This window comes from Streptococcus equinus (assembly GCF_049393805.1).
GTDB classification, from domain to species: Bacteria; Bacillota; Bacilli; order Lactobacillales; family Streptococcaceae; genus Streptococcus; species Streptococcus equinus.
On sequence record NZ_CP185763.1, the window covers coordinates 650908 to 677589 of the forward strand.

29 protein-coding genes and 1 pseudogene are annotated in these 26682 nt (G+C 38.5%); 18 read left to right on the plus strand and 12 right to left on the minus strand.

Annotated elements, in window-relative coordinates; all coding sequences use genetic code 11:
- Positions 1–21: 21 nt before the first annotated feature.
- Positions 22–582, minus strand: coding sequence for an elongation factor P (gene efp, locus ACN0NP_RS03170; RefSeq protein WP_021143080.1), 561 nt, complete (start codon positions 580–582; stop codon positions 22–24).
- A 321-nt stretch (positions 583–903) separates the two neighbouring features.
- On the opposite strand from efp, the gene ACN0NP_RS03175 reads away from it, so the two are divergent.
- Entirely contained in the window at positions 904–1080 is a 177-nt protein-coding gene (locus ACN0NP_RS03175) for a hypothetical protein (RefSeq protein WP_423217541.1), read from the plus strand.
- 38 nt (positions 1081–1118) lie between these two features.
- Here the strand turns inward: ACN0NP_RS03175 and ACN0NP_RS03180 are convergent, their stop codons facing one another.
- The 4 genes from ACN0NP_RS03180 to uvrA all read right to left on the minus strand — a co-directional run bounded on the left by ACN0NP_RS03180 (position 1119) and on the right by uvrA (position 6994).
- The gene (locus ACN0NP_RS03180; protein ID WP_021143082.1) at positions 1119–1583 is read right to left on the minus strand and encodes a deoxycytidylate deaminase; all 465 of its coding nucleotides are present in this window, start codon (positions 1581–1583) and stop codon (positions 1119–1121) included.
- Between the two features lie 30 nt (positions 1584–1613).
- Entirely contained in the window at positions 1614–2675 is a 1062-nt protein-coding gene (locus ACN0NP_RS03185; protein WP_423217542.1) for a M24 family metallopeptidase, read from the minus strand.
- A 133-nt stretch (positions 2676–2808) separates the two neighbouring features.
- The gene (locus tag ACN0NP_RS03190; protein ID WP_423217543.1) at positions 2809–4065 is read right to left on the minus strand and encodes an MATE family efflux transporter; all 1257 of its coding nucleotides are present in this window, start codon (positions 4063–4065) and stop codon (positions 2809–2811) included.
- A 103-nt stretch (positions 4066–4168) separates the two neighbouring features.
- Positions 4169–6994, minus strand: coding sequence for an excinuclease ABC subunit UvrA (uvrA, locus tag ACN0NP_RS03195; protein ID WP_243602798.1), 2826 nt, complete (start codon positions 6992–6994; stop codon positions 4169–4171).
- Between the two features lie 286 nt (positions 6995–7280).
- Between uvrA and ACN0NP_RS03200 the strand changes: the two genes are divergently transcribed.
- Together ACN0NP_RS03200 and ACN0NP_RS03205 are read left to right on the plus strand one after the other, a co-directional pair.
- Positions 7281–8225, plus strand: coding sequence for a magnesium transporter CorA family protein (locus tag ACN0NP_RS03200; protein ID WP_423217544.1), 945 nt, complete (start codon positions 7281–7283; stop codon positions 8223–8225).
- A 323-nt stretch (positions 8226–8548) separates the two neighbouring features.
- Entirely contained in the window at positions 8549–9205 is a 657-nt protein-coding gene (locus tag ACN0NP_RS03205; protein ID WP_039697890.1) for a DUF1129 domain-containing protein, read from the plus strand.
- Between the two features lie 39 nt (positions 9206–9244).
- Here ACN0NP_RS03205 and ACN0NP_RS03210 read toward each other — a convergent pair whose 3' ends face one another.
- The 6 genes from ACN0NP_RS03210 to rpsF all read right to left on the minus strand — a co-directional run bounded on the left by ACN0NP_RS03210 (position 9245) and on the right by rpsF (position 11668).
- A complete protein-coding gene (locus ACN0NP_RS03210; protein WP_423217545.1) occupies positions 9245–9679 on the minus strand; it encodes a hypothetical protein in 435 nt (144 codons plus the stop codon).
- Positions 9663–9887, minus strand: a complete 225-nt coding sequence (locus ACN0NP_RS03215) for a helix-turn-helix domain-containing protein (RefSeq protein WP_027968381.1) — start codon at positions 9885–9887, stop codon at positions 9663–9665. Before ACN0NP_RS03215 ends, ACN0NP_RS03210 begins: the two co-directional genes overlap by 17 nt.
- A 1-nt stretch (position 9888) precedes the next feature.
- Positions 9889–10413: a DUF2975 domain-containing protein gene (locus ACN0NP_RS03220; protein ID WP_423217546.1), complete on the minus strand. Its 525-nt coding sequence runs from the start codon at positions 10411–10413 to the stop codon at positions 9889–9891.
- Between the two features lie 147 nt (positions 10414–10560).
- Positions 10561–10800, minus strand: coding sequence for a 30S ribosomal protein S18 (gene rpsR, locus ACN0NP_RS03225; RefSeq protein ID WP_000068664.1), 240 nt, complete (start codon positions 10798–10800; stop codon positions 10561–10563).
- Between the two features lie 59 nt (positions 10801–10859).
- The gene (locus tag ACN0NP_RS03230; RefSeq protein ID WP_024343575.1) at positions 10860–11366 is read right to left on the minus strand and encodes a single-stranded DNA-binding protein; all 507 of its coding nucleotides are present in this window, start codon (positions 11364–11366) and stop codon (positions 10860–10862) included.
- Positions 11367–11377: 11 nt separating this feature from the next.
- Complete coding sequence (rpsF, locus tag ACN0NP_RS03235) at positions 11378–11668, minus strand: 30S ribosomal protein S6 (protein WP_004233201.1); 291 nt, start codon at positions 11666–11668, stop codon at positions 11378–11380.
- Between the two features lie 472 nt (positions 11669–12140).
- Here rpsF and ACN0NP_RS03240 point away from each other — a divergent pair, with 472 nt between their 5' ends.
- The 15 genes and pseudogenes from ACN0NP_RS03240 to ACN0NP_RS03310 all read left to right on the plus strand — a co-directional run bounded on the left by ACN0NP_RS03240 (position 12141) and on the right by ACN0NP_RS03310 (position 26133).
- Positions 12141–12455, plus strand: coding sequence for a YdcP family protein (locus ACN0NP_RS03240; protein ID WP_000420682.1), 315 nt, complete (start codon positions 12141–12143; stop codon positions 12453–12455).
- A gap of 15 nt (positions 12456–12470) precedes the next feature.
- A complete protein-coding gene (locus ACN0NP_RS03245; protein WP_000985015.1) occupies positions 12471–12857 on the plus strand; it encodes a YdcP family protein in 387 nt (128 codons plus the stop codon).
- A 28-nt stretch (positions 12858–12885) separates the two neighbouring features.
- Positions 12886–14271, plus strand: coding sequence for an FtsK/SpoIIIE domain-containing protein (locus ACN0NP_RS03250; protein WP_000813488.1), 1386 nt, complete (start codon positions 12886–12888; stop codon positions 14269–14271).
- Between the two features lie 2 nt (positions 14272–14273).
- Entirely contained in the window at positions 14274–14426 is a 153-nt protein-coding gene (locus tag ACN0NP_RS03255) for a hypothetical protein (RefSeq protein ID WP_000879507.1), read from the plus strand.
- Positions 14427–14448: 22 nt separating this feature from the next.
- Positions 14449–15654 (plus strand): MobT family relaxase, encoded by a 1206-nt coding sequence (gene mobT, locus ACN0NP_RS03260; RefSeq protein WP_000398284.1) that lies wholly within the window; start codon positions 14449–14451, stop codon positions 15652–15654.
- 42 nt (positions 15655–15696) lie between these two features.
- A complete protein-coding gene (locus tag ACN0NP_RS03265; RefSeq protein WP_001009056.1) occupies positions 15697–15918 on the plus strand; it encodes a hypothetical protein in 222 nt (73 codons plus the stop codon).
- A 116-nt stretch (positions 15919–16034) separates the two neighbouring features.
- Complete coding sequence (locus ACN0NP_RS03270) at positions 16035–16532, plus strand: antirestriction protein ArdA (protein ID WP_000342539.1); 498 nt, start codon at positions 16035–16037, stop codon at positions 16530–16532.
- An 88-nt stretch (positions 16533–16620) separates the two neighbouring features.
- Positions 16621–17013: a conjugal transfer protein gene (locus ACN0NP_RS03275; RefSeq protein ID WP_000723888.1), complete on the plus strand. Its 393-nt coding sequence runs from the start codon at positions 16621–16623 to the stop codon at positions 17011–17013.
- Positions 16997–19444: an ATP-binding protein gene (locus ACN0NP_RS03280; protein ID WP_000331160.1), complete on the plus strand. Its 2448-nt coding sequence runs from the start codon at positions 16997–16999 to the stop codon at positions 19442–19444. Before ACN0NP_RS03275 ends, ACN0NP_RS03280 begins: the two co-directional genes overlap by 17 nt.
- A 2-nt stretch (positions 19445–19446) precedes the next feature.
- Positions 19447–21624, plus strand: a complete 2178-nt coding sequence (locus ACN0NP_RS03285; protein ID WP_423217547.1) for a CD3337/EF1877 family mobilome membrane protein — start codon at positions 19447–19449, stop codon at positions 21622–21624.
- Entirely contained in the window at positions 21621–22622 is a 1002-nt protein-coding gene (locus ACN0NP_RS03290; protein ID WP_002324551.1) for a lysozyme family protein, read from the plus strand. Before ACN0NP_RS03285 ends, ACN0NP_RS03290 begins: the two co-directional genes overlap by 4 nt.
- Complete coding sequence (locus tag ACN0NP_RS03295) at positions 22619–23551, plus strand: conjugal transfer protein (RefSeq protein WP_423217548.1); 933 nt, start codon at positions 22619–22621, stop codon at positions 23549–23551. Before ACN0NP_RS03290 ends, ACN0NP_RS03295 begins: the two co-directional genes overlap by 4 nt.
- A 313-nt stretch (positions 23552–23864) precedes the next feature.
- A pseudogene (locus ACN0NP_RS03300) lies at positions 23865–23912 on the plus strand (hypothetical protein); the annotation flags it as partial.
- Positions 23913–23927: 15 nt separating this feature from the next.
- Positions 23928–25847 carry a tetracycline resistance ribosomal protection protein Tet(M) gene (gene tet(M) / locus ACN0NP_RS03305; protein ID WP_157339351.1) on the plus strand — a complete coding sequence of 640 codons (1920 nt, stop codon included), beginning with the start codon at positions 23928–23930 and terminating at the stop codon, positions 25845–25847.
- 118 nt (positions 25848–25965) lie between these two features.
- Entirely contained in the window at positions 25966–26133 is a 168-nt protein-coding gene (locus ACN0NP_RS03310; RefSeq protein WP_000336323.1) for a cysteine-rich KTR domain-containing protein, read from the plus strand.
- 59 nt (positions 26134–26192) lie between these two features.
- Here the strand turns inward: ACN0NP_RS03310 and ACN0NP_RS03315 are convergent, their stop codons facing one another.
- Positions 26193–26546, minus strand: coding sequence for a helix-turn-helix transcriptional regulator (locus ACN0NP_RS03315; RefSeq protein WP_001227347.1), 354 nt, complete (start codon positions 26544–26546; stop codon positions 26193–26195).
- Positions 26547–26682: the final 136 nt, after the last annotated feature.

Sequence of the window (26682 nt, forward strand, 5' to 3'; positions counted from 1 at the left end):
CTACCCGCTCTACTGGCAAGCTTAGGCACGTGATACGTAAGTACCTTCTTGCGTATTGATTACCAATTTTTGACCGATTTCGATGAAGTCTGGTACGTTAACAACAAGACCTGTTTCAAGAGTTGCAGGTTTACCAGAACCAGTAACTGTAGCACCTTTGATTGATGGTTGAGTGTCAGTAACTGTCAATTCAACTGTTGTTGGAACAGTAACACCGATAACTTCAGTTCCGTAGAATTGGATTTTAACTTCTGAGTTTTCAAGGATGTAAAGCAATTCTTGTTCTACGTTAGCAACTGGGATTTCGTATTGTTCGTAGCTTTCAGTATCCATGAAGTATGCTGTGTCATCCATTTTGTAAAGGTATTGTGCAGCACGTGTTTCGATGATAGCTTGTTCGAATTTTTCTTCTGGACGGTAAGTTGTATCAAAAGTTGAACCAGAACGTACGTCACGGAGTTTCATACGCATAACTGTGTTACCTTTACCTGGTTTGTGGTGGCTTGCTTCGAGAACTTTGATGAGTTTTCCATCAGCTGTTACGAAAGTCATACCTGCTCTAAGCTTACTTGCTTCAATCATTTATTCATTACCTCTTATAAATTATTTATCACTTCATTTTACCATAAAATACGCTATGGCTCAAATCTTTTTGGGTTTCAAAAGAATAACCCCCTCCTACTATTTTAGACTTCATTGTTAAAAAAATCCAATTTTGATACAATAAAACTCTAGAAATTTATTAAAAAGGGAGATTTACTGAATATGAAAGTGAAACTTGAGAGTCCAGAGGGAGAGATTAAAGAAGTTAAAGTTGGTTTCAGCTGGACAACGTTATTCTTTTATTGCTTTGTGCCACTTTTTCGTAAAGATTGGAAATAGCTTGGCATTATGCTTGGAGCAATGATTTTAGGGGGAATGCTTTCACTAAGTCTTAATGTTGATACTGGCATCGGCCTTGGCTTAAACATTGCTTTTGCTATTTTATACAACAACTTTTACATCAATGATTTGTTAAAAAAAGGTTGGACGCCAGCTTCCGAAATTGACGAAAAAATTCTAAAAGATAAATTGAACTAAAAAGACTAAAAGAGCACTTCTTTTGAGTGCTCTTTTTATTAGTCATCAAAATCATCCATGCCAAGTCTCACTTCTGGGACATCGTGTTGAACGCATTCGACACCTTTTTGTTTCATCAATTCGATAGCAAATGGATGCATGCGGTAAGCTGTTTTGTAAGTAATCTTCTTAATCCCTGCCTGAAGAAGCGCTTTGGTACAGTTGATACATGGAAAATGTGTCACATAAATCTCTGTTCCTTTGGTTGAAATGCCTTCTTTAGCACACTGGATGAGTGCATTCATCTCAGCATGAACAGTGCGGATACAATGCCCGTCTTCCATTTTATGTCCTGCTTCGCTACAGTTATCAGTTTCAGAAACACCACCATTGTAACCAGTCGCAATGATACGATTATCTTTGACCAAAACGGCGCCAACAAAGGCACGATCACAAGTTGAACGTTTTGAAATCAACTCCGCATTTGCCATAAAATAATCTTCCCAAGAAAGTCTATCAGTCATTGTTGTCCTCCTTTTTTAAATGCTAAACTATTACAAAACAATCAATTCTTTGGGTGCTAAGGTTAAGACTTCACAACCATTTTCAGTGACGACAAGGTCGTCTTCAATACGAACACCGTATTTGTTATCAAGGTAAATTCCTGGTTCATCCGTAATAGTCATGCCAACTTCAACCAACTCATCTGAATTACCAAAGAATGGAATTTCATGAATATCAAGCCCAATGCCATGACCAATTCCGTGTGTGAAGTGCTCACCATAACCAGCTTTTTCAATGACATCACGCGCCAACTTATCGTAATCACGGCGAGTCATTCCAGCCTTAACCGAATCAATAACCGCTTGATTAGCACGCAAGACCACATCATAAATCTCACGCTCCTCATCAGTCGTATCACCAATGTGAATCGTACGCGTCATATCGCTGACGTAGTGATTGTAATAACATCCAAAATCAAGCGTCAAGGTTTCACCAGATTGGATGACTTTCTCACTGGCTACGCCGTGAGGCATGGCAGAGCGGTAACCTGATGCTGCAATAGTCTCAAAAGATACCCCAGATGCACCGTATTCACGCATACGAAAATCAAGAAAATTTGCCACTTGCAATTCTGTTGTTTGACCCGGTTTGATGAAATCAAGCATGTCAGTAAAAGCGCGGTCGGAAATCGAGCAAGCCTTACGAATCGTTGCAATCTCAGAAGCATCCTTAATCATGCGCAATTCTTCCATGAAGTTCGTCATAGGTGCCAAGTCATACCCTGCAAATACACCTTGCAGCATTTGATAATAAGCAAAAGATACTTGGCTGTCAAAACCGATTTTATCCAAATTATCAGATGCAATCACCTTAGCAATCTCAGAAAGAGCATCTCTACTTTCGATGATATCAAATCCTTGAACCGTTTGCTTAGCAATCAAGGTATAACGAGCATCTGTCACAAACAAACGGCGTGTTTTCGAAATAAAAACAGTCGCTGATGTTCCCCAAAATCCTGTCAAATAATAAACATTATTTTGACCAGTCACCAAAAACGCATCTAATCCTTTTTCATCTAACTTTGCATCAAATCTTTTAAGTCTTGCAAGCATGTCCCTCTCCCTCTCACATTTTTAAGATAATTATACCAGAAAATCCTTGATATAATCGCTTTTTTCACGTATTTTCATAAAATATTTAACTGGTAAACCAATTTTATCGCAAAAAAAGAACCATCAGGTTCTTTTAAGTTATTGAATTTGCTTTTTTGATAAATAAAATACTCAAAATGACAAGACTTAAGCCGTAAACAAAGTAAAGGCTTTGGTAAGTTTGAAAACCTAAACCTTGAATCACCAATAAAATAGCAATGCTCATGATATTAACTAGAGCTGTTAAACTGACCACCCATTTTTCAGCATGGCTGCTTTGTAAAAGCATTTTTGAACTTTCGTAAAGTGGTGTGGCTGCCATGACTAGCATAGTAAATGCTGTAAGTGCAAGGATATTTGTATTGATTTGACTTGATAAGAATTCAGCAAAGATATTAGCACAAAGCGTCACTATCACAGCAAATCCGAAACTCATTAGATAACTATTTCGATAAATGGCGCGCATAAATGACTTATCTTCATGCTTTTGACTAGCCTGCGGCAAAAAGACAGAAACCGCACCAGCATACATATAAGCAGGCAAGCGAACTATTGAAAATAGCTGACTAATCACTGCATAGATAGAGAGAATTTCTAACCCCTGTCTTCCCATCAAAGCATCAAATGCCATGATAAAAAGAACACTCTCAAAAATTTCCTGAATGGTTAAAGGAATCCCAAAAAGAATTAACTCTTTTTTACAAGTTGACTGAGATTTCAAAGCCTCAAAAATCACATCATGAACTAAATAAAAATAAGCCAAAACCACTAAAAACAAAGAAGTTATAGCAGAAATCGCTGCGCCCTTCACCCCTAAAATCGGAACTAGATAATAATTCATTACCACATCAAGAAGCGAGCTAACAAGCCCAATCCAAAAAATCGGCTTGGTTTTCTTTTCAACTTTTAAAACATTTGTCAACAAAAATGTTAACAAGGTCAGAAGAATATACGGTGACATAATAACGAGATAAAGTGTTGATAAGTCAAGCAATTCTCCTGAAAATCCATAAAATAAACGTAAAAAAGATTTTCCAAAAACTACACAGAGGACTAAAAAACCAGCACCTATCACCACATCAAGTAAGAAAGAGGACTTAAACAAATCTTTAAAACGCTTTTTGTCATTTTCCGCAAAAGCTTGCGCCCCTTTGATATTAAAGGATAAGCTAAAAGCGCCTAAAATCCCACCAAAGGCAAATAAGAAATTTTGAATCACAGATATTCCAGAAAGTGCCACACTTGAATCATTAACCGCAAAATGCAGTGACAATTGATTAATCAAAAGCTGTGCAATATTGGTTGCAATCAATGGAAAAACATACCGATTAACTTCTTTTGAATAAGACATAAATCCTCCAATAAATCTCGATAGCAGCAAAACAGCGCCGCTCCCCATAAATTGGCTCCATTATAACACAAAAGCCAGGCAAGATAACTTACCTGGGCTTTTTTTACTTCAATTTATCTTTCAAATATTGTCCTGTGAAGGATTCTTTGACTTTGGCGACTTCTTCTGGTGTGCCTGTGGCAACGATTTGTCCGCCACCGACACCGCCTTCTGGTCCAAGGTCGATAATATAGTCAGCCGTCTTAATCACATCAAGGTTGTGTTCAATAACAAGCACGGTATTACCGTCATCCACAAAACGTTGAAGGACTTTAAGTAGACGAGCAATGTCATCTGTGTGAAGACCTGTCGTTGGTTCATCAAGGATATAAAGGCTCTTACCAGTTGAACGTTTGTGAAGTTCACTCGCCAATTTCATACGTTGTGCTTCACCACCAGAAAGGGTTGTTGCAGGTTGTCCAAGTGTGACATAACCAAGTCCAACGTCTTTGATAGTTTGCAATTTGCGTGCGATTTTAGGAATTGGCGCAAAGAATTCAACGGCATCGTTGACTGTCATATCAAGGATTTCAGCGATATTTTTGTCTTTGTAATGAACTTCAAGCGTTTCACTGTTATAACGTGTACCGTGGCAAACTTCACATGGTACGTAAACATCTGGCAAGAAGTGCATTTCAATCTTGATAATACCATCACCAGAACAAGCCTCACAACGTCCACCTTTGACGTTAAATGAGAAGCGCCCTTTCTTGTAACCACGAATTTTAGCTTCATTGGTCTTAGCAAAAAGATCACGAATATCATCAAAGACACCTGTATAAGTTGCAGGATTTGAACGCGGTGTACGACCGATTGGGCTTTGGTCAATGTCAATCAAGCGTTCGATGTTTTCCACACCTTCAAGTGCTTTGTGTTTACCAGGTTTGGCAGAATTTCGGTTTAATTTTTGAGCGACAGCTTTTTTCAAAATACTATTGACCAAGGTTGATTTTCCAGAACCTGAAACACCTGTGACTGCAATGAATTTACCAAGTGGGAAAGTCACGTCGATATTTTGCAGGTTATTTTCTGAAGCTCCTAGTACGCGAAGAAAACGTCCGTTACCTTTACGACGTTCAAGCGGAACTGGAATTTCTTTAGCACCAGACAAATATTGTCCAGTGATTGATTTTTTGTTTTTAGCCACTTCTTCTGGTGTCCCAGAGGCAACGATTTGCCCACCAAATTCACCTGCACCTGGTCCAACATCAATCAACCAGTCAGCTTGACGCATGGTGTCTTCATCGTGTTCAACAACAATCAAGGTATTACCAAGATCACGCATTTTCTTCAAACTATCAATCAAACGGTCATTATCACGTTGGTGAAGTCCGATTGACGGTTCATCAAGAATATAAAGCACACCAGACAAGTTTGAACCAATTTGCGTTGCCAAACGAATACGCTGACTTTCACCACCTGACAAAGTCCCCGCAGAACGTGACAAAGTCAAATAATTCAAGCCGACATTATTTAAGAAAGTCAAGCGATCTTTGATTTCTTTGACAATCGGTGTAGCAATTGTTTTTTCATTTTCAGAGAGTTCTAGGTGATTTAGAAGTTCCAAATGGTCAGCCACTGACAAATCAGAAACTTGTCCAATGTTCATGCCATTTTCACCGCCCACGCGCACACAAAGCGCTTGATTATTCAAACGATAACCGTGACATGTTGGACATGGCAACTCATTCATGTAACCGCGCATGACGTTACGAGTAAAGTCGCTGTTTGTCTCGTGGTAACGACGATTGATATTGTTGACAACACCTTCAAATGGTAGGTCAATGTTGCGTTCACCACCAAAATCATTGACATAATGGAAGTGGAATTCACGCTCACCTGAACCGTAAAGCACAAGATTTTGTTCTTCTTCGCTCAAGTCTTCAAAAGGTGTATCCATATCAACACCAAAAGCTTCCATAGCTTGCTCAAGCATAGCAGGATAATAGTTTGATGAGATTGGATTCCATGGTGCTAGCGCCCCTTCACGAAGAGTCTTACTACGGTCAGGAATCACCAAATCCAAGTCAACTTCTAGTTTATTTCCTAAACCATCACAAGTTGGACATGAACCAAACGGCGCATTAAATGAAAACAAACGCGGTTCTAATTCAGGAACAGTAAAGCCACAGACTGGGCATGAATAGTGTTCTGAGAAAAGCAATTCATTGCCGTCCATAGTGTCAATAATGACATAACCATCAGCCAAACGAAGCGCAGCTTCCACAGAATCAAAGAGACGTGAACGAATGCCGTCTTTATTAATTAAACGGTCAACAACGATTTCGATATTGTGCATTTTACTCTTAGAAAGCTCTGGCACCTCTGAAATATCATAAATCTCACCATCCACGCGCACACGCACATAACCGTCTTTTTGAATGCGGTCAAAAATCGTCTTGTGTTGTCCTTTTTTACGACGAACTACAGGCGCTAAAATCTGCATACGGGTACGTTCTGGCAATTCCAAAACTTGGTCAACAATCTGTTCAACAGATGATGCCGTAATAGCACCGTGCCCATTAATACAGTAAGGCGTCCCCACACGAGCATACAAAAGGCGCAGATAATCATTGATTTCTGTCGTTGTTCCTACAGTAGAGCGCGGGTTTTTACTGGTTGTTTTTTGGTCAATGGAAATCGCTGGGCTAAGCCCCTCAATCGAATCCACATCAGGTTTTTCCATATTTCCAAGAAACATGCGGGCATAAGCTGACAAGCTTTCAACATAGCGACGTTGCCCTTCTGCGTAAATCGTATCAAATGCCAAACTTGATTTTCCTGAACCAGACAAACCAGTCACAACGACCAACTTATCCCGAGGAATTTCAACATTGACATTTTTCAAATTGTGGGCTCGAGCCCCACGAATAATTAATTTATCTTGCATTTTTATGTCACGAACTTAGCTGCTAGTTGCCAAAAACTAAGTTCTATTCCTTTCTTAACATGTACAAAGTTCTACTTATTTTATTATAGCAAATTTTTCTACTTTTCCCTGTCCCCAAAAACTGCTAATTGTAGTATAATAGAGTAGTATGTAAAATTTTGTCGAACTTTCATTTTACTTACTAAAAAAATTGAACAAGAACTAGATACGGCACTATCGCTGGTGAACCTAACTATTCATAGTTTTATAGTTCTTGTATCTCATCGAAAAAGGAGGGGTTGTTTTTATGGAACAAATGTTTCTATCAACAGCGTTAGAGTTTAAAGAAATCAATACATTCGAGCCAGGAGCTTGGATTAATTTGGTCAACCCCTCCCAGGAAGAATCAGTCCAGCTAGCTGAGCAATTTGATATTGATATTACCGACCTTCGTGCACCACTCGACCTTGAAGAAACATCTCGTATCTCTGTCGAAGATGATTATACATTGATTATCGTGGACGTGCCAACTTACGAAGAACGTAATAACAAAAGCTACTATGTGACTATTCCGCTAGGTATTATCGTTACGGAAAATGCCGTTATCACAACGTGTTTACAAGAGTTGACATTGTTTGATAACTTTTTCAACCGTCGCGTTAAAAACTTCTACACATTTATGAAGACACGTTTTGTCTTCCAATTACTTTATCGCAACGCTGAGCTATTCCTAACAGCCCTTCGTTCTATCGACCGTCAAAGCGACCGAATCGAAGCTGAATTGGAAAATGCAACTCGTAACGAACAACTCATCGACATGATGGAGCTTGAAAAATCTATCGTCTACTTGAAAGCCTCATTGAAATTCAACGAACGTATCGTTAAAAAACTTTCGAGTAGCACCAGCTCTTTGAAAAAATATATCGAAGACGAAGATTTGCTTGAAGATACTTTGATTGAAACACAACAAGCGATTGAGATGGCTGGCATTTATGAAAATGTCTTGAATGCCATGACCGAAACAACTGCTTCAATCATCAACAACAACCAGAATACAATCATGAAAACCTTGGCACTCATGACCATGGCACTTGATATTCCAACCGTTGTCTTCTCAGCTTACGGGATGAACTTCCAAAATAACTGGTTGCCATTAAATGGTCTACCACATGCCTTTTGGTACATCGTCTTTATCGCAGCCGCTATGAGCTTATCAGTCGTTATTTACTTCTTCAGGAAGAAATGGTTTTAACAGAGTACGTTTTAAGGTAGCTAAAGCTACTCTTAAAACGACGGGAAGTCTTATATGACTTCCCTAACTCTCTTACTAGTTCGAAAAGTGATTAATATCGAATCACTTTTCTCTCGTCGTAACTTTGCGGAGACAACCTAAACCACTTACTAATTCGAGAGTTAATTGTTTTCGAATTAACTTTCTAAGGTTGTTTCTTCAACGCAGGCAACATAAACTAGAAACTTTTTATATTATTGAAATTTATAGGCATTTACTAGTTAGAAAAAGCAAGTGGGCTTGTTTTCTCTAACTAATAACTGGCTTTTATAGGAGAATATATTATGGATTTGACAAATCTTACTAAAAAGAACCAAGAATTTATCCACATCGCTACTAATCAATTGATTAAAGATGGTAAAACTGATGCAGAAGTCCAAGCGATTTTAGATGAAGTTATGCCAACAATCCTTGAAAATCAGAAAAAAGGTGTAACAGCTCGTACACTTCTTGGCGCACCAACTGTTTGGGCTGCCTCTTTCACTGAAAAAGCATCTGACAAAAAATCAGATCAAGAAAAGAAAAATGATAACCCTTGGTTAATGTGGCTTGATACTTCGCTTCTTTTTGTCGGAGTCGTTGCCATCCTTAACGCTGTAATGGGATTCTTTAATTCTACAACAACAAGTTCTGGACTTATTTCACTTATCGCTCTTGGTTTTGGTGGTGGTGCTGCAATGTACGCTACTTACTACTTCATCTACCGTCACATCGGAAAACAAAAAAGCGAACGTCCTGGTTGGGGCAAAACTATTTTAGTACTTGGTTTAGCAATGCTTGGATGGGTTCTCCTTTACACAGCTACAGCATTCTTACCAGCTGCTCTCAACCCACAATTGCCAGCTATCGTTATGCTTATCATCGGTGTCGCATCACTTGTTGGACGTCACTTCTTAGAGAAAAAATACAACATCCTAAACACAATGACACCACAACAATAAAACATAAAAATACCGCTAAGAAAAACTTAGCGGTATTTTTTATTTTGAGCGCAAAACAACAACTACATCATCAGACCAAGCTGACTCAATTTTGAATTTATCAATGTTTTTCACACTCATTTTATGAACTGAAAAATAAGTTTTCTTATGATAGCGAACATTAAAATCATCACAACTATTTTCATCAATAGTTTTCATCTTGGTATCATTTAAATAAAAGTCAGCTTCTAAAGCTTTAGCTAAATTTTTCTTTGAAAACATGACATAAAGTGTTCCTGAAAATTCATCAGGTAAATTAATTTCTTCGCCAATCTCAACTGGCATAGTTGCTTCTATGTCCATTTTATTTACTTCGCTTTGATAAGTTTTATTTGTCTCAGTTTTAATATCGTAAAACGTTTCTGAAACAGCACTACATCCAGATAATGTCCCAATCAATAAAACAAAAAGCAAAAACTTAATCTTTTTCATCATAATCTCTCCTATATTCTAAAATATCCCCTGGCTGACAATTCAACTCTCTACAAATACTCATAAGCGTGTTAAACCTGACACCTTTAGCCTTACCAGTTTTTAAAATTGATAAATTAGCTTCAGTAATACCTATTTTTTCAGCCAATTCTTTTGATGTCATATTTCTAGACTTGATGATTTTGTCTAAATGAACTTTTATTTCTTCCATATCAAATAATCTCGTCGTATTCTTTTTGTACTTGGTAACCTCGTTTTAAAACCAGAAGCCCAGCAGCATTAATTACTATAAAGGCAAAGTTTACCAAATAATCTTTAACTGACAAATCAAATAACCCACTTGTATTTTCAATACTAAAGAAATTAAAAATAATATTGATAAATAGTTCAATACCTGTGGATAAAAGTAAATATCGAAAAGTTTTGGAAAGAAATTTTATGTTTTCAGGAATAAAATAAATGTCATTTTGGAAATTTATCAACAGCATATCCAAAACAAGCATCATTTTCGAAACGAAATACAGAACAACTCCCGCTGATACAAGAACCATTATCGGAAAAAAGATAGGAACCTGAAGACTATATGTTCCATAATCCAAACTAAAGTTCATTCCGTGACGTTGCCCAGCAAAAAATACACCAAAAATTCCTAGTACAATAAAAATAATTCCTAAAATCGATACATAACGAACAAATTTGAGAACCTTTCTCCCAATTTCTAAAATAATATTCTCCATATGTTACCTAAATTATTGTTTTACAATAATCTCCTTTCAAAAATTATTATAAAACAATAATTTTATCTTGTAAACCATAATAAGAAGTTTTCCACAAACAAAAAAACGACTTCAAATGAAGTCGTTTTTTCTGTTCACCGCAACGAATTAGTCTTCGTTTACGAATGGCATAAGAGCCATAACGCGAGCGCGTTTGATAGCTGTTGTTACTTTACGTTGGTTTTTAGCTGAAGTTCCAGTTACGCGACGTGGAAGAATTTTACCACGTTCTGAAACGAAACGGCTAAGAAGCTCAGTATCTTTGTAATCAACATATTCAATTTTGTTAGCTGCGATGTAATCAACTTTTTTACGGCGTTTGAATCCGCCACGACGTTGTTGAGCCATGTTTTATTCTCCTTTATATTATTGTTGTTTCAAGTTTGTACTTGAGTTGTCCATATCCATTAGAATGGAAGATCGTCATCTGAAATGTCCATTGGGTTTGAATTACCAAATGGGCTTTCGTCACGACCGAAATTAGGTGTTTGTTGTGAAGGTTGTGATGAGAAACCACCGTTTGAAGATCCACCAAATGATGAATTGTTATTGAATCCACCATTGTAAGAACCACCAGATTGTCCTTCACGTGTAGCACGGCTTTCCAAGATTTGGAAGCTATCTGCAACAATCTCAGTTACGTAAACGCGCTGACCTTGTTGATTTTCATAGTTACGAGTCTGAATACGACCAGTAACACCAATCAATGTACCTTTTTTAGCCCAGTTAGCTAAGTTTTCAGCTTGCTGACGCCAAATCACACAGTTAATAAAATCAGCTTCACGTTCACCATTTTGGTTCTTGAAGTTACGGTTTACAGCAAGTGTAAATGTCGCAACTGCTTGATTAGATGGTGTGTAACGGAGTTCTGCATCGCGGGTCATACGACCAACAAGTACTACATTATTAATCATAAGACACCTTCTTACGCGTCGATTTTAACGATCATGTGACGAAGAATGTCACCGTTGATTTTTGAAAGACGGTCGAACTCGTTAAGAGCTACAGCATCTTCTGCTTCAACGTTAACAACGTGGTAAAGTCCTTCACGGAAATCTTGGATTTCGTATGCAAGACGACGTTTTTCCCAGTCTTTTGATTCAACAACAGTTGCACCGTTGTCAGTCAAGATAGAGTCAAAGCGTGCTACCAAAGCGTTTTTAGCTTCTTCTTCAATGTTTGGACGAATAATGTAAAGAATTTCGTATTTAGCCATTGATATTTTTCCTCCTTTTGGTCTAATGACTCGCGAACCTGATCACGAGTAAGTGAGGTATACTCACAATAAACTATTATACTATACCTTAAATCGATGTGCAAGAGATATGCGGTAAAGAAAGTGTTTTTATTATAAAAATAGCATAAAAATCTAGTTATCCGCATAAAAACTGGACTTATCACACTTTATCAAGGTCAAAACCACTCAATTTACTACTAATTTACTACTTATGAATGAGCTTTGATACGACGATTTATCCTTGAAAAGTGAAGATATAAAGATACTTCCAATAAAATTTGAATATTTAATAGGTAGACACTTCAAAAAATGAGGTGTCTATTTTTTTACCCGATTTTGAAAGGAAGTGAACTTATGAAAACAAAAAATCAAGAATCAAAAGGTCGTTCCCCACTCTTTAAGACCATCAAACATTCATTCAGCCAATAAAAAAGAAAGGATAGGTAAAAATATGGAACTTAAATTTGTGATTCCCAACATGGAAAAAACATTCGGCAATTTAGAATTTGCTGGCGAGGATAAAGTCGTTCAGCGAAGAATCAACGGACGGCTAACTGTCTTATCAAGAAGCTATAATCTCTATTCTGATGTTCAAAGAGCAGATGATATTGTGGTGGTGCTTCCTGCTGAAGCTGGCGAAAAACATTTCGGCTTTGAGGAACGTGTGAAGTTAGTCAATCCACGTATTACCGCAGAGGGCTACAAAATCGGCACTCGTGGTTTTACAAATTACCTTTTACATGCTGACGACATGATAAAAGAATAAAGAAAGAGAGGAAAAATGATGAGATTAGCAAATGGCATTGTATTAGATAAAGACACGACTTTTGGAGAATTGAAATTCTCTGCTCTACGTCGTGAAGTGAGAATCCAAAATGAAGACGGGTCGGTTTCAGATGAAATCAAGGAACGTACCTATGACTTAAAATCCAAAGGACAAGGACGCATGATTCAAGTAAGTATTCCTGCCAGCGTGCCTTTGAAAGAGTTTGATTATAACGCACGGGTGGAACTTATCAATCCCATTGCGGACACCGTTGCTACTGCCACCTATCAAGGAGCAGATGTTGACTGGTATATCAAGGCAGACGATATTGTGCTGACAAAGGATTCTAGTTCATTCAAAGCTCAACCACAAGCAAAGAAAGAACCGACACAAGACAAATAGTCGCTAGGTAGAAAGGAGACTTTTTCGCATGAAACAGCGTGGTAAAAGGATTCGCCCATCTGGTAAAGATTTAGTCTTTCATTTTACGATAGCGTCACTCCTGCCTGTTTTCCTGCTGGTTGTCGGACTGTTTCATGTGAAGACAATCCAGCAGATCAACTGGCAGGATTTTAACCTATCACAAGCAGATAAGATTGACATTCCCTATTTAATTATCAGTTTCAGTGTCGCAATTCTTATCTGCTTGCTGGTAGCGTTTGTATTCAAACGGGTTCGCTATGATACGGTTAAACAACTTTACCACCGTCAAAAACTGGCAAAGATGATACTTGAAAACAAGTGGTATGAATCTGAACAGGTCAAAACAGAGGGTTTCTTTAAAGATAGTGCTGGTCGTACAAAGGAAAAGATAACCTACTTCCCTAAAATGTATTATCGACTTAAAAATGGCTTGATACAGATACGGGTGGAAATCACGCTGGGAAAATATCAAGACCAACTCTTACACTTGGAAAAGAAATTAGAGAGTGGCTTGTACTGTGAGCTGACGGATAAAGAGTTAAAGGATTCCTATGTGGAATATACTTTGCTCTATGACACCATAGCCAGTCGTATTTCTATTGATGAAGTAGAAGCTAAAGATGGTAAACTTCGCTTAATGAAAAACGTATGGTGGGAATATGATAAGCTCCCTCATATGTTGATTGCTGGTGGTACAGGTGGCGGTAAAACTTACTTTATACTGACACTGATTGAAGCCTTGCTTCATACAGATTCAAAACTGTATATTCTTGACCCGAAAAATGCTGATCTTGCGGACTTAGGTTCTGTGATGGCAAATGTCTACTATAGAAAAGAAGACTTGCTTTCTTGCATTGAAACATTCTATGAAGAAATGATGAAACGTAGTGAGGAAATGAAGCAGATGAAGAACTATAAGACTGGCAAAAATTATGCTTACTTAGGTCTCCCGGCACACTTCTTAATCTTTGATGAATACGTCGCTTTCATGGAAATGCTGGGAACAAAAGAAAACACCGCAGTTATGAATAAGCTGAAACAGATTGTCATGTTAGGTCGTCAAGCTGGCTTCTTTCTAATACTGGCTTGTCAACGTCCAGACGCAAAATATTTAGGCGACGGAATCCGTGATCAGTTTAATTTCAGAGTGGCTTTAGGTCGTATGTCTGAAATGGGCTATGGCATGATGTTTGGCAGTGACGTACAAAAGGATTTCTTCTTAAAGCGAATCAAAGGTCGTGGCTATGTTGATGTAGGAACAAGTGTCATATCAGAGTTTTATACTCCCCTTGTACCAAAAGGATATGATTTCTTGGAGGAAATTAAAAAGTTATCCAACAGCAGACAGTCCACGCAGGCGACGTGCGAAGCGGAAGTCGCAGGTGTGGACTGATCTTGCTGGCTGGTGTGGCAATAGCCACGCCAGCACTTAACCCCCCGTATCTAACAGGGGGGTACAAATCGACAGGAAACAGTCAAAAAAACATTAGAAAATCCTTTGGTTACAAGGGATTTACAAAATTTCAGCGTATGTCAAATGGGCTTTAAAAGTTGACATACGCCTTTTTGATTGGAGGGATTTTTACTGAATGAACAAACTTGGTTACAGCATTTAAAAGAAAAACGCTTGGCTTATGGACTATCTCAAAACCGTTTAGCTGTTGCGACTGGTATTACAAGGCAGTATCTAAGCGATATTGAAACAGGAAAAGTCAAGCCATCAGAGGATTTACAGCAGTCCCTTTGGGAAGCTCTGGAACGCTTCAATCCCGACGCTCCCCTTGAAATGCTGTTTGATTATGTAAGAATTCGCTTTCCGACAACAGACGTACAGCAGGTGGTCGAAAACATCTTACAACTGAAACTGTCCTATTTTCTTCATGAGGACTATGGTTTCTATTCTTATTCAGAGCATTATGCTTTAGGCGACATATTCGTCCTTTGCTCCCATGAACTGGACAAAGGAGTTCTGGTGGAATTGAAAGGTCGTGGGTGCAGACAATTTGAAAGCTATCTTCTGGCACAACAAAGAAGCTGGTATGAGTTCTTTATGGACGTTTTGGTGGCTGGCGGTGTGATGAAACGCCTTGACCTTGCCATTAACGATAAGACAGGGATTTTAAATATCCCTGTACTCACTGAAAAGTGCCAACAGGAAGAATGTATCTCCGTCTTCCGCAGTTTTAAAAGCTATCGCAGTGGCGAACTGGTACGCAAAGAGGAAAAGGAATGTATGGGAAACACCCTCTATATCGGTTCATTACAAAGTGAAGTTTATTTCTGTATCTATGAAAAGGACTACGAGCAGTACAAGAAAAATGATATTCCCATTGAAGACGCAGAAGTAAAAAACCGTTTTGAGATTCGATTGAAAAATGAGCGTGCCTATTATGCAGTCCGTGATTTACTCGTCTATGACAATCCAGAGCATACCGCCTTTAAAATTATCAATCGGTATATCCGTTTTGTAGATAAAGACGATTCCAAACCTCGTTCTGATTGGAAACTGAATGAAGAATGGGCTTGGTTTATTGGGAACAATCGTGAACGATTAAAACTAACCACAAAACCAGAGCCTTACTCCTTCCAAAGGACGCTGAACTGGCTATCTCATCAAGTTGCCCCGACCTTAAAGGTTGCGATTAAACTTGATGAAATCAACCAGACGCAGGTTGTAAAAGACATTCTCGACCATGCGAAACTGACAGACCGACACAAGCAGATTTTGAAGCAACAGTCAGTAAAAGAACAGGACGTGATAACAACAAAAAAATAACTCAAATACAAATTCATTGAATATAGAGAGGAGAACATTTTTATGAATTTTGGACAAAACCTTTATAACTGGTTTCTATCAAACGCTCAATCACTGGTGCTTTTAGCAATCGTTGTGATTGGCTTGTATCTTGGCTTCAAGCGTGAGTTTAGCAAACTGATTGGCTTTTTAATTATTGCGATTATTGCGGTTGGCTTAGTCTTCAACGCTGCTGGAGTAAAAGACATTTTACTAGAGCTATTCAATCGCATTATTGGTGCTTAAATAAAACCGTTCTTTTGTGGAATATAAGTGGTTTTCTTATGTTCCGCAAAGGAATGGTACACCAAACGAAGTGCGGTAGGGATTTTTGAATCTCTACAAAGAAAGGACGTGAATATATGGACGATATGCAAGTCTATATTGCGAATTTAGGCAAATACAATGAGGGCGAATTGGTCGGTGCGTGGTTTACCTTTCCCATTGACTTTGAGGAAGTCAAAGAGAAAATCGGCTTGAATGATGAATATGAGGAATACGCCATTCATGACTACGAGTTACCCTTTACGGTTGACGAATACACTTCCATTGGCGAACTCAATCGACTATGGGAAATGGTATCGGAATTACCCGAAGAATTACAATCGGAGCTATCTGCTCTGCTCACTCATTTTTCAAGCATTGAAGAACTAAGCGAACATCAAGAGGATATTATCATTCATTCCGATTGTGATGATATGTATGACGTGGCACGCTACTACATTGAAGAAACGGGTGCTTTAGGCGAAGTACCAGCTAGTCTTCAAAACTATATTGATTATCAAGCCTATGGTCGGGATTTAGACCTTTCAGGAACGTTTATCTCAACCAATCATGGGATTTTTGAAATCGTCTATTAAATCTGTCGGTACATTACTACTGGCAGATTTTCTATTTTACGGGGTGGCTCAATCAGCTACCCCTATTTTTTATGAAAGGATTGATTACATGAAGAAAATACGAAGCTATACCAGTATCTGGTCTGTGGAAAAGGTACTGTATTCTATCAATGATTTTAGACTTCCGTTTCCCATAACCTTTACGCAAATGACATGGTTTGTCGTGTCACTCTTTGCAGTGATGATACTTGGCAACTTGCCCCCTCTTTCCATGATAGAGGGAGCATTTCTCAAATACTTTGGGATTCCTGTGGCTTTCACATGGTTTATGTCTACAAAAACTTTTGATGGTAAAAAGCCTTATGGATTTTTGAAGTCTGTCATTGCTTATGCACTGCGACCAAAGCTGACCTATGCAGGAAAAAAAGTAACGCTTGGCAGAAACCAGCCACAAGAAGCCATTACAGCAGTTAGGAGTGAATTTTATGGCATATCCAATTAAATACATTGAAAACAATCTCGTCTGGAATAAAGACGGGGAATGTTATGCTTACTATGAGCTTGTTCCTTACAATTACTCATTTCTAAGTCCAGAACAGAAAATACAAGTGCATGATTCTTTCAGACAGCTTATCGCACAAAATCGTGATGGCAAAATTCATGCTTTACAAATCAGTACAGAATCCAGCATACGTTCTGCACAAGAGCGTTCCAAAAATGAAGTCACTGGCAAGCTCAAAGCGGTTGCCTATGACAAAATCGACCAACAGACAGACGCTTTAATATCCATGATTGGCGAAAATCAAGTGAACTACCGTTTCTTTATCGGCTTTAAGTTGCTTCTCAACGATCAGGAGTTTTCTATGAAAAGTCTTACCGTTGAAGCAAAAAATGCTTTGTCTGATTTTGTCTATGATGTGAACCATAAGCTGATGGGCGATTTTGTTAGTATGAGTAATGATGAAATCCTGCGTTTTCAGAAGATGGAAAAGCTCTTAGAAAATAAAATCTCTCGTCGTTTCAAAATCCGCAGGTTAGATAAGGACGACTTCGGCTATCTGATTGAACACCTTTACGGACAGACAGGCACTGCCTATGAAGAGTATGAGTACCATCTATCAAAGAAAAAGCTGGATAATGAAACGCTGATTAAATACTATGACTTGATTAAGCCTACTCGCTGTTTGGTGGAAGAAAAACAGCGATATTTGAAAATCCAGCAGGAAGATGAAACCGTCTATGTAGCTTACTTTACCATTAACAGCATTGTCGGAGAACTGGACTTCCCGTCCTCTGAAATCTTCTACTACCAGCAACAGCAATTTACATTCCCGATTGATACGTCAATGAATGTGGAAATTGTAGCCAATCGTAAAGCCCTATCTACTGTCCGCAATAAAAAGAAAGAACTGAAAGACTTGGATAACCACGCTTGGCAAAGTGATAATGAAACCAGCTCCAATGTGGCGGAAGCTCTGGAAAGTGTGAATGAGCTGGAAACCAATTTAGACCAAAGCAAGGAATCTATGTACAAGCTGTCTTATGTGGTAAGGGTATCAGCAAATGATCTTGACGAACTCAAACGTCGTTGTAATGAAGTGAAAGATTTTTATGACGATTTAAGCGTAAAACTGGTACGACCATTTGGGGATATGCTCGGCTTACATGAAGAATTTTTACCTGCCAGCAAGCGTTATATGAATGATTATATTCAATACGTGACCTCTGATTTCCTCGCTGGTTTAGGTTTTGGTGCTACTCAAATGCTGGGGGAAAATGAGGGGATTTATGTTGGCTACAGCTTAGATACTGGACGCAATGTCTATCTGAAACCTGCTCTTGCCAGTCAAGGGGTTAAGGGTTCAGTAACCAATGCGTTAGCGTCGGCTTTTGTTGGTTCGCTGGGTGGTGGTAAATCCTTTGCGAATAACCTTATCGTCTATTATGCGGTGCTTTATGGGGCACAAGCAGTGATTGTAGACCCAAAAGCAGAACGTGGCAGATGGAAAGAAACCTTGCCAGAGATTTCCCATGAAATCAATATCGTCACTCTGACTTCTGATGAGAAAAACAAAGGCTTACTTGACCCTTATGTGATTATGAAAAATCCCAAAGATTCTGAATCACTGGCTATTGATATTCTGACATTCCTTACGGGGATTTCCTCTCGTGATGGGGAACGCTTCCCAATCCTTAGAAAAGCCATTCGTGCAGTAACCAATAGTGAAGTACGAGGGTTGATGAAAGTGATTGAGGAATTACGGGTTGAGAATACGCCACTAAGTACCAGTATAGCCGACCATATCGAAAGTTTTACAGACTATGACTTTGCACATTTATTATTCAGTAATGGTTATGTGGAGCAGTCTATCAGCTTAGAAAAACAACTGAACATTATACAGGTTGCGGACTTGGTACTTCCCGACAAGGAAACTTCCTTTGAGGAATATACCACTATGGAGCTTTTATCCGTTGCTATGCTGATTGTCATTAGTACCTTTGCTTTAGACTTTATCCATACAGACCGAAGCATTTTCAAGATTGTAGATTTAGACGAAGCATGGAGCTTTTTACAGGTAGCACAAGGAAAAACACTATCTATGAAGCTGGTTCGGGCTGGTCGTGCTATGAACGCTGGGGTATATTTCGTGACCCAAAATACAGACGACCTCTTAGATGAAAAACTGAAAAATAACCTCGGCTTAAAATTTGCATTTCGTTCCACTGACCTTAACGAGATTAAAAAGACCTTAGCCTTTTTTGGTGTAGACCCAGAGGACGAAAACAATCAGAAGCGATTGCGTGATTTGGAAAACGGGCAATGCCTTATCAGTGATTTATATGGTCGTGTCGGTGTGATACAGTTCCACCCTGTATTTGAAGAACTGCTCCATGCCTTTGATACCAGACCACCTGTGCGAAAAGAGGTGTAAATGTGAAACCATCAATAGTAAACAGAATAAAATCAAACTGGACGCTGAAACGTCTAGGTAAAGTGGCAATGACAGTGGCTTTCACACTTGTGATTGCCATTTTTCTTTTAGCCATGCTGGGAACGGTGGTTCAAGCTGCGGGCTTGGTAGATGATACGGTCAATGTGGCAAATGAATACAGCCGATACCCACTTGAAAACTATCAACTGGATTTTTATGTGGATAATAGCTGGGGCTGGCTTCCGTGGAACTGGTCGGACGGGATTGGAAAACAGGTCATGTATGGACTATATGCCATTACCAATTTTATTTGGACAATCAGTTTGTATGTTTCCAATGCGACAGGTTACTTAGTACAGGAAGCCTATTCCTTAGACTTCATTTCCGCTACAGCAGATTCCATTGGTAAGAATATGCAGACCTTAGCTGGTGTGAGTGCAAACGGATTTTCAACAGAGGGTTTCTATGTTGGATTCCTCTTACTCTTGATTTTGGTTCTTGGGGTTTATGTTGCCTATACGGGACTGATAAAGAGAGAAACCACAAAGGCAATTCATGCCATTATGAATTTTGTGCTGGTGTTTATCCTATCGGCTTCCTTTATTGCCTACGCTCCCGACTACATTAAAAAAATCAATGACTTTTCATCAGACATCAGTAATGCCAGTTTATCACTTGGCACGAAGATTGTCATGCCCCATTCCGATAGTCAAGGCAAGGACAGCGTGGACTTAATCAGAGATAGCCTGTTTTCCATACAGGTTCAGCAACCGTGGCTACTGCTTCAATACAACAGTTCAGACATTGAAAGTATCGGTATTGACCGTGTGGAAAGCCTGCTCTCCACCAGCCCAGATTCCAACAATGGCGAAGACAGAGAAAAAATTGTTGCGGAAGAAATTGAAGACAGAAGCAATACCAATCTAACCATTACAAAGACCATTAACCGTTTAGGTACAGTCTTCTTCCTATTTGTCTTCAATATTGGGATTTCCATATTTGTATTCCTATTAACAGGAATCATGATTTTCTCGCAGGTACTTTTTATCATCTATGCTATGTTTCTGCCTGTGAGCTTTATTTTAAGCATGATTCCATCATTTGATGGTATGTCAAAACGAGCCATAACAAAGCTCTTTAATACCATTTTGACACGAGCTGGAATCACATTGATTATTACGACAGCATTTAGTATTTCAACCATGCTCTATACCTTATCGGCTGGTTATCCGTTCTTTTTGATTGCTTTTCTACAGATTGTGACCTTTGCAGGAATCTACTTCAAGCTGGGCGATTTAATGAGTATGTTTTCTCTACAGAGTAACGATTCTCAAAGTGTGGGAAGTCGTGTGATGAGAAAACCTCGTATGCTTATGCACGCTCACATGCACCGTCTACAGCGGAAACTTGGACGTTCCATGACTACTCTAGGGGCTGGGTCTGCCATTGTTACAGGTAAAAAAGGACAGTCGGGTTCGGGGAGTTCTGCAAGGACACAAGCAGATCACTCCCGACCAGACGGAAAGGAAAAATCAACACTTGGAAAACGTATCGGTCAAACCATCGGTACAGTAGCTGATACCAAAGACAGAATGGTAGACACTGCTAGTGGTTTGAAAGAACAGGTTAAAGATTTGCCGACCAATGCAAGATATGCAGTATATCAAGGAAAATCCAAAGTAAAAGAGAATGTCCGTGATTTAACCAGTAGTATTTCTCAAACCAGAGCAGACAGAGCCAGCGGACGCAAGGAACAGCAGGAACAAAGACGCAAAACCATTGCAGAGCGTCGCTCTGAAATGGAACAGGTCAAACAGAAAAAACAGCCAGCTTCTTCCGTTCATGAAAGACCAGCTACTAAGCAAGAACAATCTCATGATGGACAGACCGCAAAACAATCTTCTATTCAGACTTCACGCATGGAATCTCAACAAGCCAAACAGGAGCGTCCAGCAGTTAAGTCCGATTCTTTAAGTTTAAAAGCGGAACGACAAAACCGTACTACACAAGAAAGAACAGTTCAAAAGCCAGCAACTTCAACTACACCAGCAGACAGAGCTTCACAACGTCCAGTCACAAAAGAGCGTCCGTCTACTGTTCAAAGAGTTCAAAGCCAAAACCTTAGAAATAGACCACCAATAAAATCCGCCACTATCAAGAAAGGCAGTAAGAAACCATGAAACTGAAAGCTTTAGTGATTGGTGGTTCTGGGCTATTCTTGATGGTCTTCTCACTACTTCTGTTTGTTGCCATTTTATTTTCAGATGAACAAGATGGCGGTTTTTCAAACATTCACTATGGCGGTGTGAATGTTTCCGCAGAAGTGCTGGCTCATAAGCCTATGGTAGAAAAATACGCTAGAGAATATGGCATTGAAGAATACGTTAATGTACTGCTTGCTATTATACAGGTGGAATCGGGCGGTACTGCCGAAGATGTTATGCAGTCCTCGGAATCCCTTGGTCTACCACCCAATTCATTGAGTACAGAAGAATCTATCAAGCAAGGTGTGAAGTATTTCAGTGAATTATTAGCCAGTAGAGATAGGCTCGGTGTGGATTTGGAATCGGTTATTCAGTCCTACAATTATGGCGGTGGCTTCTTAGGGTATGTGGCTAATCGTGGAAACAAATATACCTTTGAACTGGCTCAAAGTTTCTCTAAGGAATATTCAGACGGCGAAAAAGTGTCCTATCCCAATCCAATAGCCATACCCATCAATGGGGGCTGGCGATATAACTATGGCAATATGTTTTATGTTCAGCTTGTTACGCAGTATCTTGTCACAACTCAATTTAATGATAATACGGTACAAGCCATCATGGACGAAGCACTGAAATATGAGGGTTGGAAGTATGTCTATGGCGGAGCTTCCCCGACTACTTCATTTGATTGTAGCGGACTGACACAATGGACGTATGGCAAAGCTGGGATTAAATTACCACGAACCGCACAACAACAATATGATGTGACCCAACATATCCCACTATCCGAAGCAAAAGCTGGCGATTTGGTTTTCTTTCATTCTACCTATAACGCTGGCTCTTATATTACTCATATCGGGATTTATTTAGGCGATAATCGAATGTTTCACGCAGGAGACCCTATCGGCTATGCCGACTTAACAAGCTCCTATTGGCAACAGCATTTAGTAGGAGCAGGACGAATCAAACAATGAGAAAGGAAGATTCAATGATGAAATTCAGAAAAAATCAGAATAAAGAAAAACAGATACCAAAGGAAAAGAAACCTCGTATCTACAAAGTCAATCCTCGTAAAAAGGTTGTGATTGGCTTATGGGTGCTTTTAGGGCTTAGTTTCAGCTTTGCAATATTTAAGCACTTTACAGCCGTTGATACCCACACCATTCACGAAACAACCATCATAGAAAAGGAATATGTTGATACTCATAATGTAGAAAATTTTGTAGAGAACTTTGCGAAAGTTTACTATTCATGGGAACTAAACGACCAGTCCATTGATAATCGTATGGAAAACTTAAAAGCCTATCTGACAGAGGAACTTCAAGCTCTCAATATTGATACAGTCCGAAAGGATATTCCTGTATCGTCTTCTGTAAGAGGGGTTCAGATATGGATGGTAAAAGCAGATGGCGAAAACCAGTTTGATGTGACCTATAGTGTAGACCAGTTGATTACAGAGGGGGAAAATATAAAGACCGTCCATTCTGCTTATGAAGTGACAGTCTATGTAGATGGTTCTGGAAATATGGTACTGACTAAAAACCCGACCATTACCAGCATACCTAAGAAATCAGACTATAAACCAAAAGTCATTGAAAGTGATGGTACAGTTGATTCCATTATGACAAATGAAATCATTGAGTTTCTAACGACATTCTTCAAGCTCTATCCTACAGCAACAGCGAGTGAACTTTCTTACTATGTGAATGATGGTATTTTGAAATCTATCGGAAAAGATTATATTTTTCAAGAACTCGTGAATCCTATCTACAATCGTAAAGATAATCAAGTCACGGTATCACTGACAGTAAAGTATCTCGACCAGCAGACCAAAGCAACGCAGGTATCTCAATTTGATTTGGTACTTGAAAAGAACGGGAGTAATTGGAAGATTGTAAAATAACAAATATTGGTACATGATTACAGATACTTTGTAATCATGTACTCTTTTTGATAAAAAATTGGAGATTCCTTTACAAATATGCTCTTATGTGCTATTATTTAAGTGACTATTTAAAAGGAGTTAATAAATATGCGGCAAGGTATTCTTAAATAAACTGTCAATTTGATAGCGGGAACAAATAATTAGATGTCCTTTTTTAGGAGGGCTTAGTTTTTTGTACCCAGTTTAAGAATACCTTTATCATGTGATTCTAAAGTATCCAGAGAATATCTGTATGCTTTGTATACCTATGGTTATGCATAAAAATCCCAGTGATAAAAGTATTTATCACTGGGATTTTTATGCCCTTTTGGGTTTTTGAATGGAGGAAAATCACATGAAAATTATTAATATTGGAGTTTTAGCTCATGTTGATGCAGGAAAAACTACCTTAACAGAAAGCTTATTATATAACAGTGGAGCGATTACAGAATTAGGAAGCGTGGACAAAGGTACAACGAGGACGGATAATACGCTTTTAGAACGTCAGAGAGGAATTACAATTCAGACAGGAATAACCTCTTTTCAGTGGGAAAATACGAAGGTGAACATCATAGACACGCCAGGACATATGGATTTCTTAGCAGAAGTATATCGTTCATTATCAGTTTTAGATGGGGCAATTCTACTGATTTCTGCAAAAGATGGCGTACAAGCACAAACTCGTATATTATTTCATGCACTTAGGAAAATGGGGATTCCCACAATCTTTTTTATCAATAAGATTGACCAAAATGGAATTGATTTATCAACGGTTTATCAGGATATTAAAGAGAAACTTTCTGCCGAAATTGTAATCAAACAGAAGGTAGAACTGTATCCTAATATGTGTGTGACGAACTTTACCGAATCTGAACAATGGGATACGGTAATAGAGGGAAACGATGACCTTTTAGAGAAATATATGTCCGGTAAATCATTAGAAGCATTGGAACTCGAACAAGAGGAAAGCATAAGATTTCAGAATTGTTCCCTGTTCCCTGTTTATCACGGAAGTGCAAAAAACAATATAGGGATTGATAACCTTATAGAAGTGATTACGAATAAATTTTATTCATCAACACATCGAGGTCAGTCTGAACTTTGCGGAAATGTTTTCAAAATTGAATATACAAAAAAAAGACAACGTCTTGCATATATACGCCTTTATAGTGGAGTACTACATTTACGAGATTCGGTTAGAGTATCAGAAAAAGAAAAAATAAAAGTTACAGAAATGTATACTTCAATAAATGGTGAATTATGTAAAATCGATAAGGCTTATTCCGGGGAAATTGTTATTTTGCAAAATGAGTTTTTGAAGCTAAATAGTGTTCTTGGAGATACAAAGCTATTGCCACAGAGAGAGAGAATTGAAAATCCGCTCCCTCTGCTGCAAACAACTGTTGAACCGAGCAAACCTCAACAAAGGGAAATGTTACTTGATGCACTTTTAGAAATCTCCGACTGTGACCCGCTTCTACAATATTATGTGGATTCTACGACACATGAAATCATACTTTCTTTCTTAGGGAAAGTACAAATGGAAGTGACTTGTGCTCTATTGCAAGAAAAGTATCATGTGGAGGTAAAAATAAAAAAGCCTACAGTCATTTATATGGAAAGACCGTTAAAAAAAGCAGAGTATACCATTCACATCGAAGAGCCACCGAATCCCTTCTGGGCTTCCATTGGTCTTTCTGTAGCACCGCTTCCATTAGGGAGCGGAGTACAGTATGAGAGCTCGGTTTCTCTTGGATACTTAAATCAATCGTTTCAAAATGCAGTTATGGAAGGGATACGATATGGCTGTGAACAAGGATTGTATGGTTGGAATGTGACGGACTGTAAAATCTGTTTTAAGTATGGCTTATACTATAGCCCTGTTAGTACCCCAGCAGATTTTCGGATGCTTGCTCCTATTGTATTGGAACAAGTTTTAAAAAAAGCTGGAACAGAATTGTTAGAGCCATATCTTAGTTTTAAAATTTATGCACCACAAGAATATCTTTCACGAGCATATAGCGATGCTCCTAAATATTGTGCGAACATCGTAGACACTCAACTGAAAAATAATGAGGTCATTCTTAGTGGAGAAATTCCTGCTCGGTGTATTCAAGAATATCGTAATGATTTAACTTTCTTTACAAATGGACGTAGCGTTTGTTTAACAGAGTTAAAAGGGTACTATGTTACTACTGGTGAACCTGTTTGCCAGCCCCGTCGTCCAAATAGTCGGATAGATAAAGTACGATATATGTTCAATAAAATAACTTAGTGTATTTTATGTTGTTATATAAATATGGTTTCTTGTTAAATAAGATGAAATATTTTTTAATAAAGATTTGAATTAAAGTGTAAAGGAGGAGATAGTTATTATAAACTACAAGTGGATATTGTGTCCTGTATGTGGAAATAAAACACGATTAAAGATAAGGGAAGATACTGAATTAAAAAAATTCCCCCTCTATTGTCCGAAATGCAGACAAGAAAATTTAATTGAAATAAAGCAGTTCAAAGTAACTGTGATTACAGAGCCAGACGCAAAGACGCAGAGCCGATAAAATGAGATTAATACAATCTCATTTTATCGGCTCTTTCCGTTATGTATGGATTCTTTTAATTAGTCTTCGATGTTTCTTGCTTCGTTGATACCGCTGGCTAAAGATTCCATTAAGGATAGTTCTTTGTCTGTAAAGCTATCCATGTATTTCTCTATCTGTAATCGTCGGGTGCTTTTTACCAAGTTATTAGCAGGTAAGAAAAATTCATCAACGGAAACATGAAGTAACGATACAAGGTCATAAAGAACTTGTATGCTGGGGTGTTGCCCTTTATTTTCAATATTAGTTAAGTACCGTGGGTCAATTTCAATCAATGCTCCCACTTGTTCACGAGTTAAACCTCGTTTCAATCGAGCTTCTTTAATGGCTAAACCAAAGGCTCTAAAATCATATTTATCTTCTTTTTTACGCATAGTAGACCACCTCTATACATTTTATTGTTCCTACTGAATTAAAAACAGGTATAGAAAAACGTGTTATATGGTTTATAGGTTTATATTTAATAAAAAGCACTACTAAACGCCAATAAAAAAAACCGTTATATGGTAG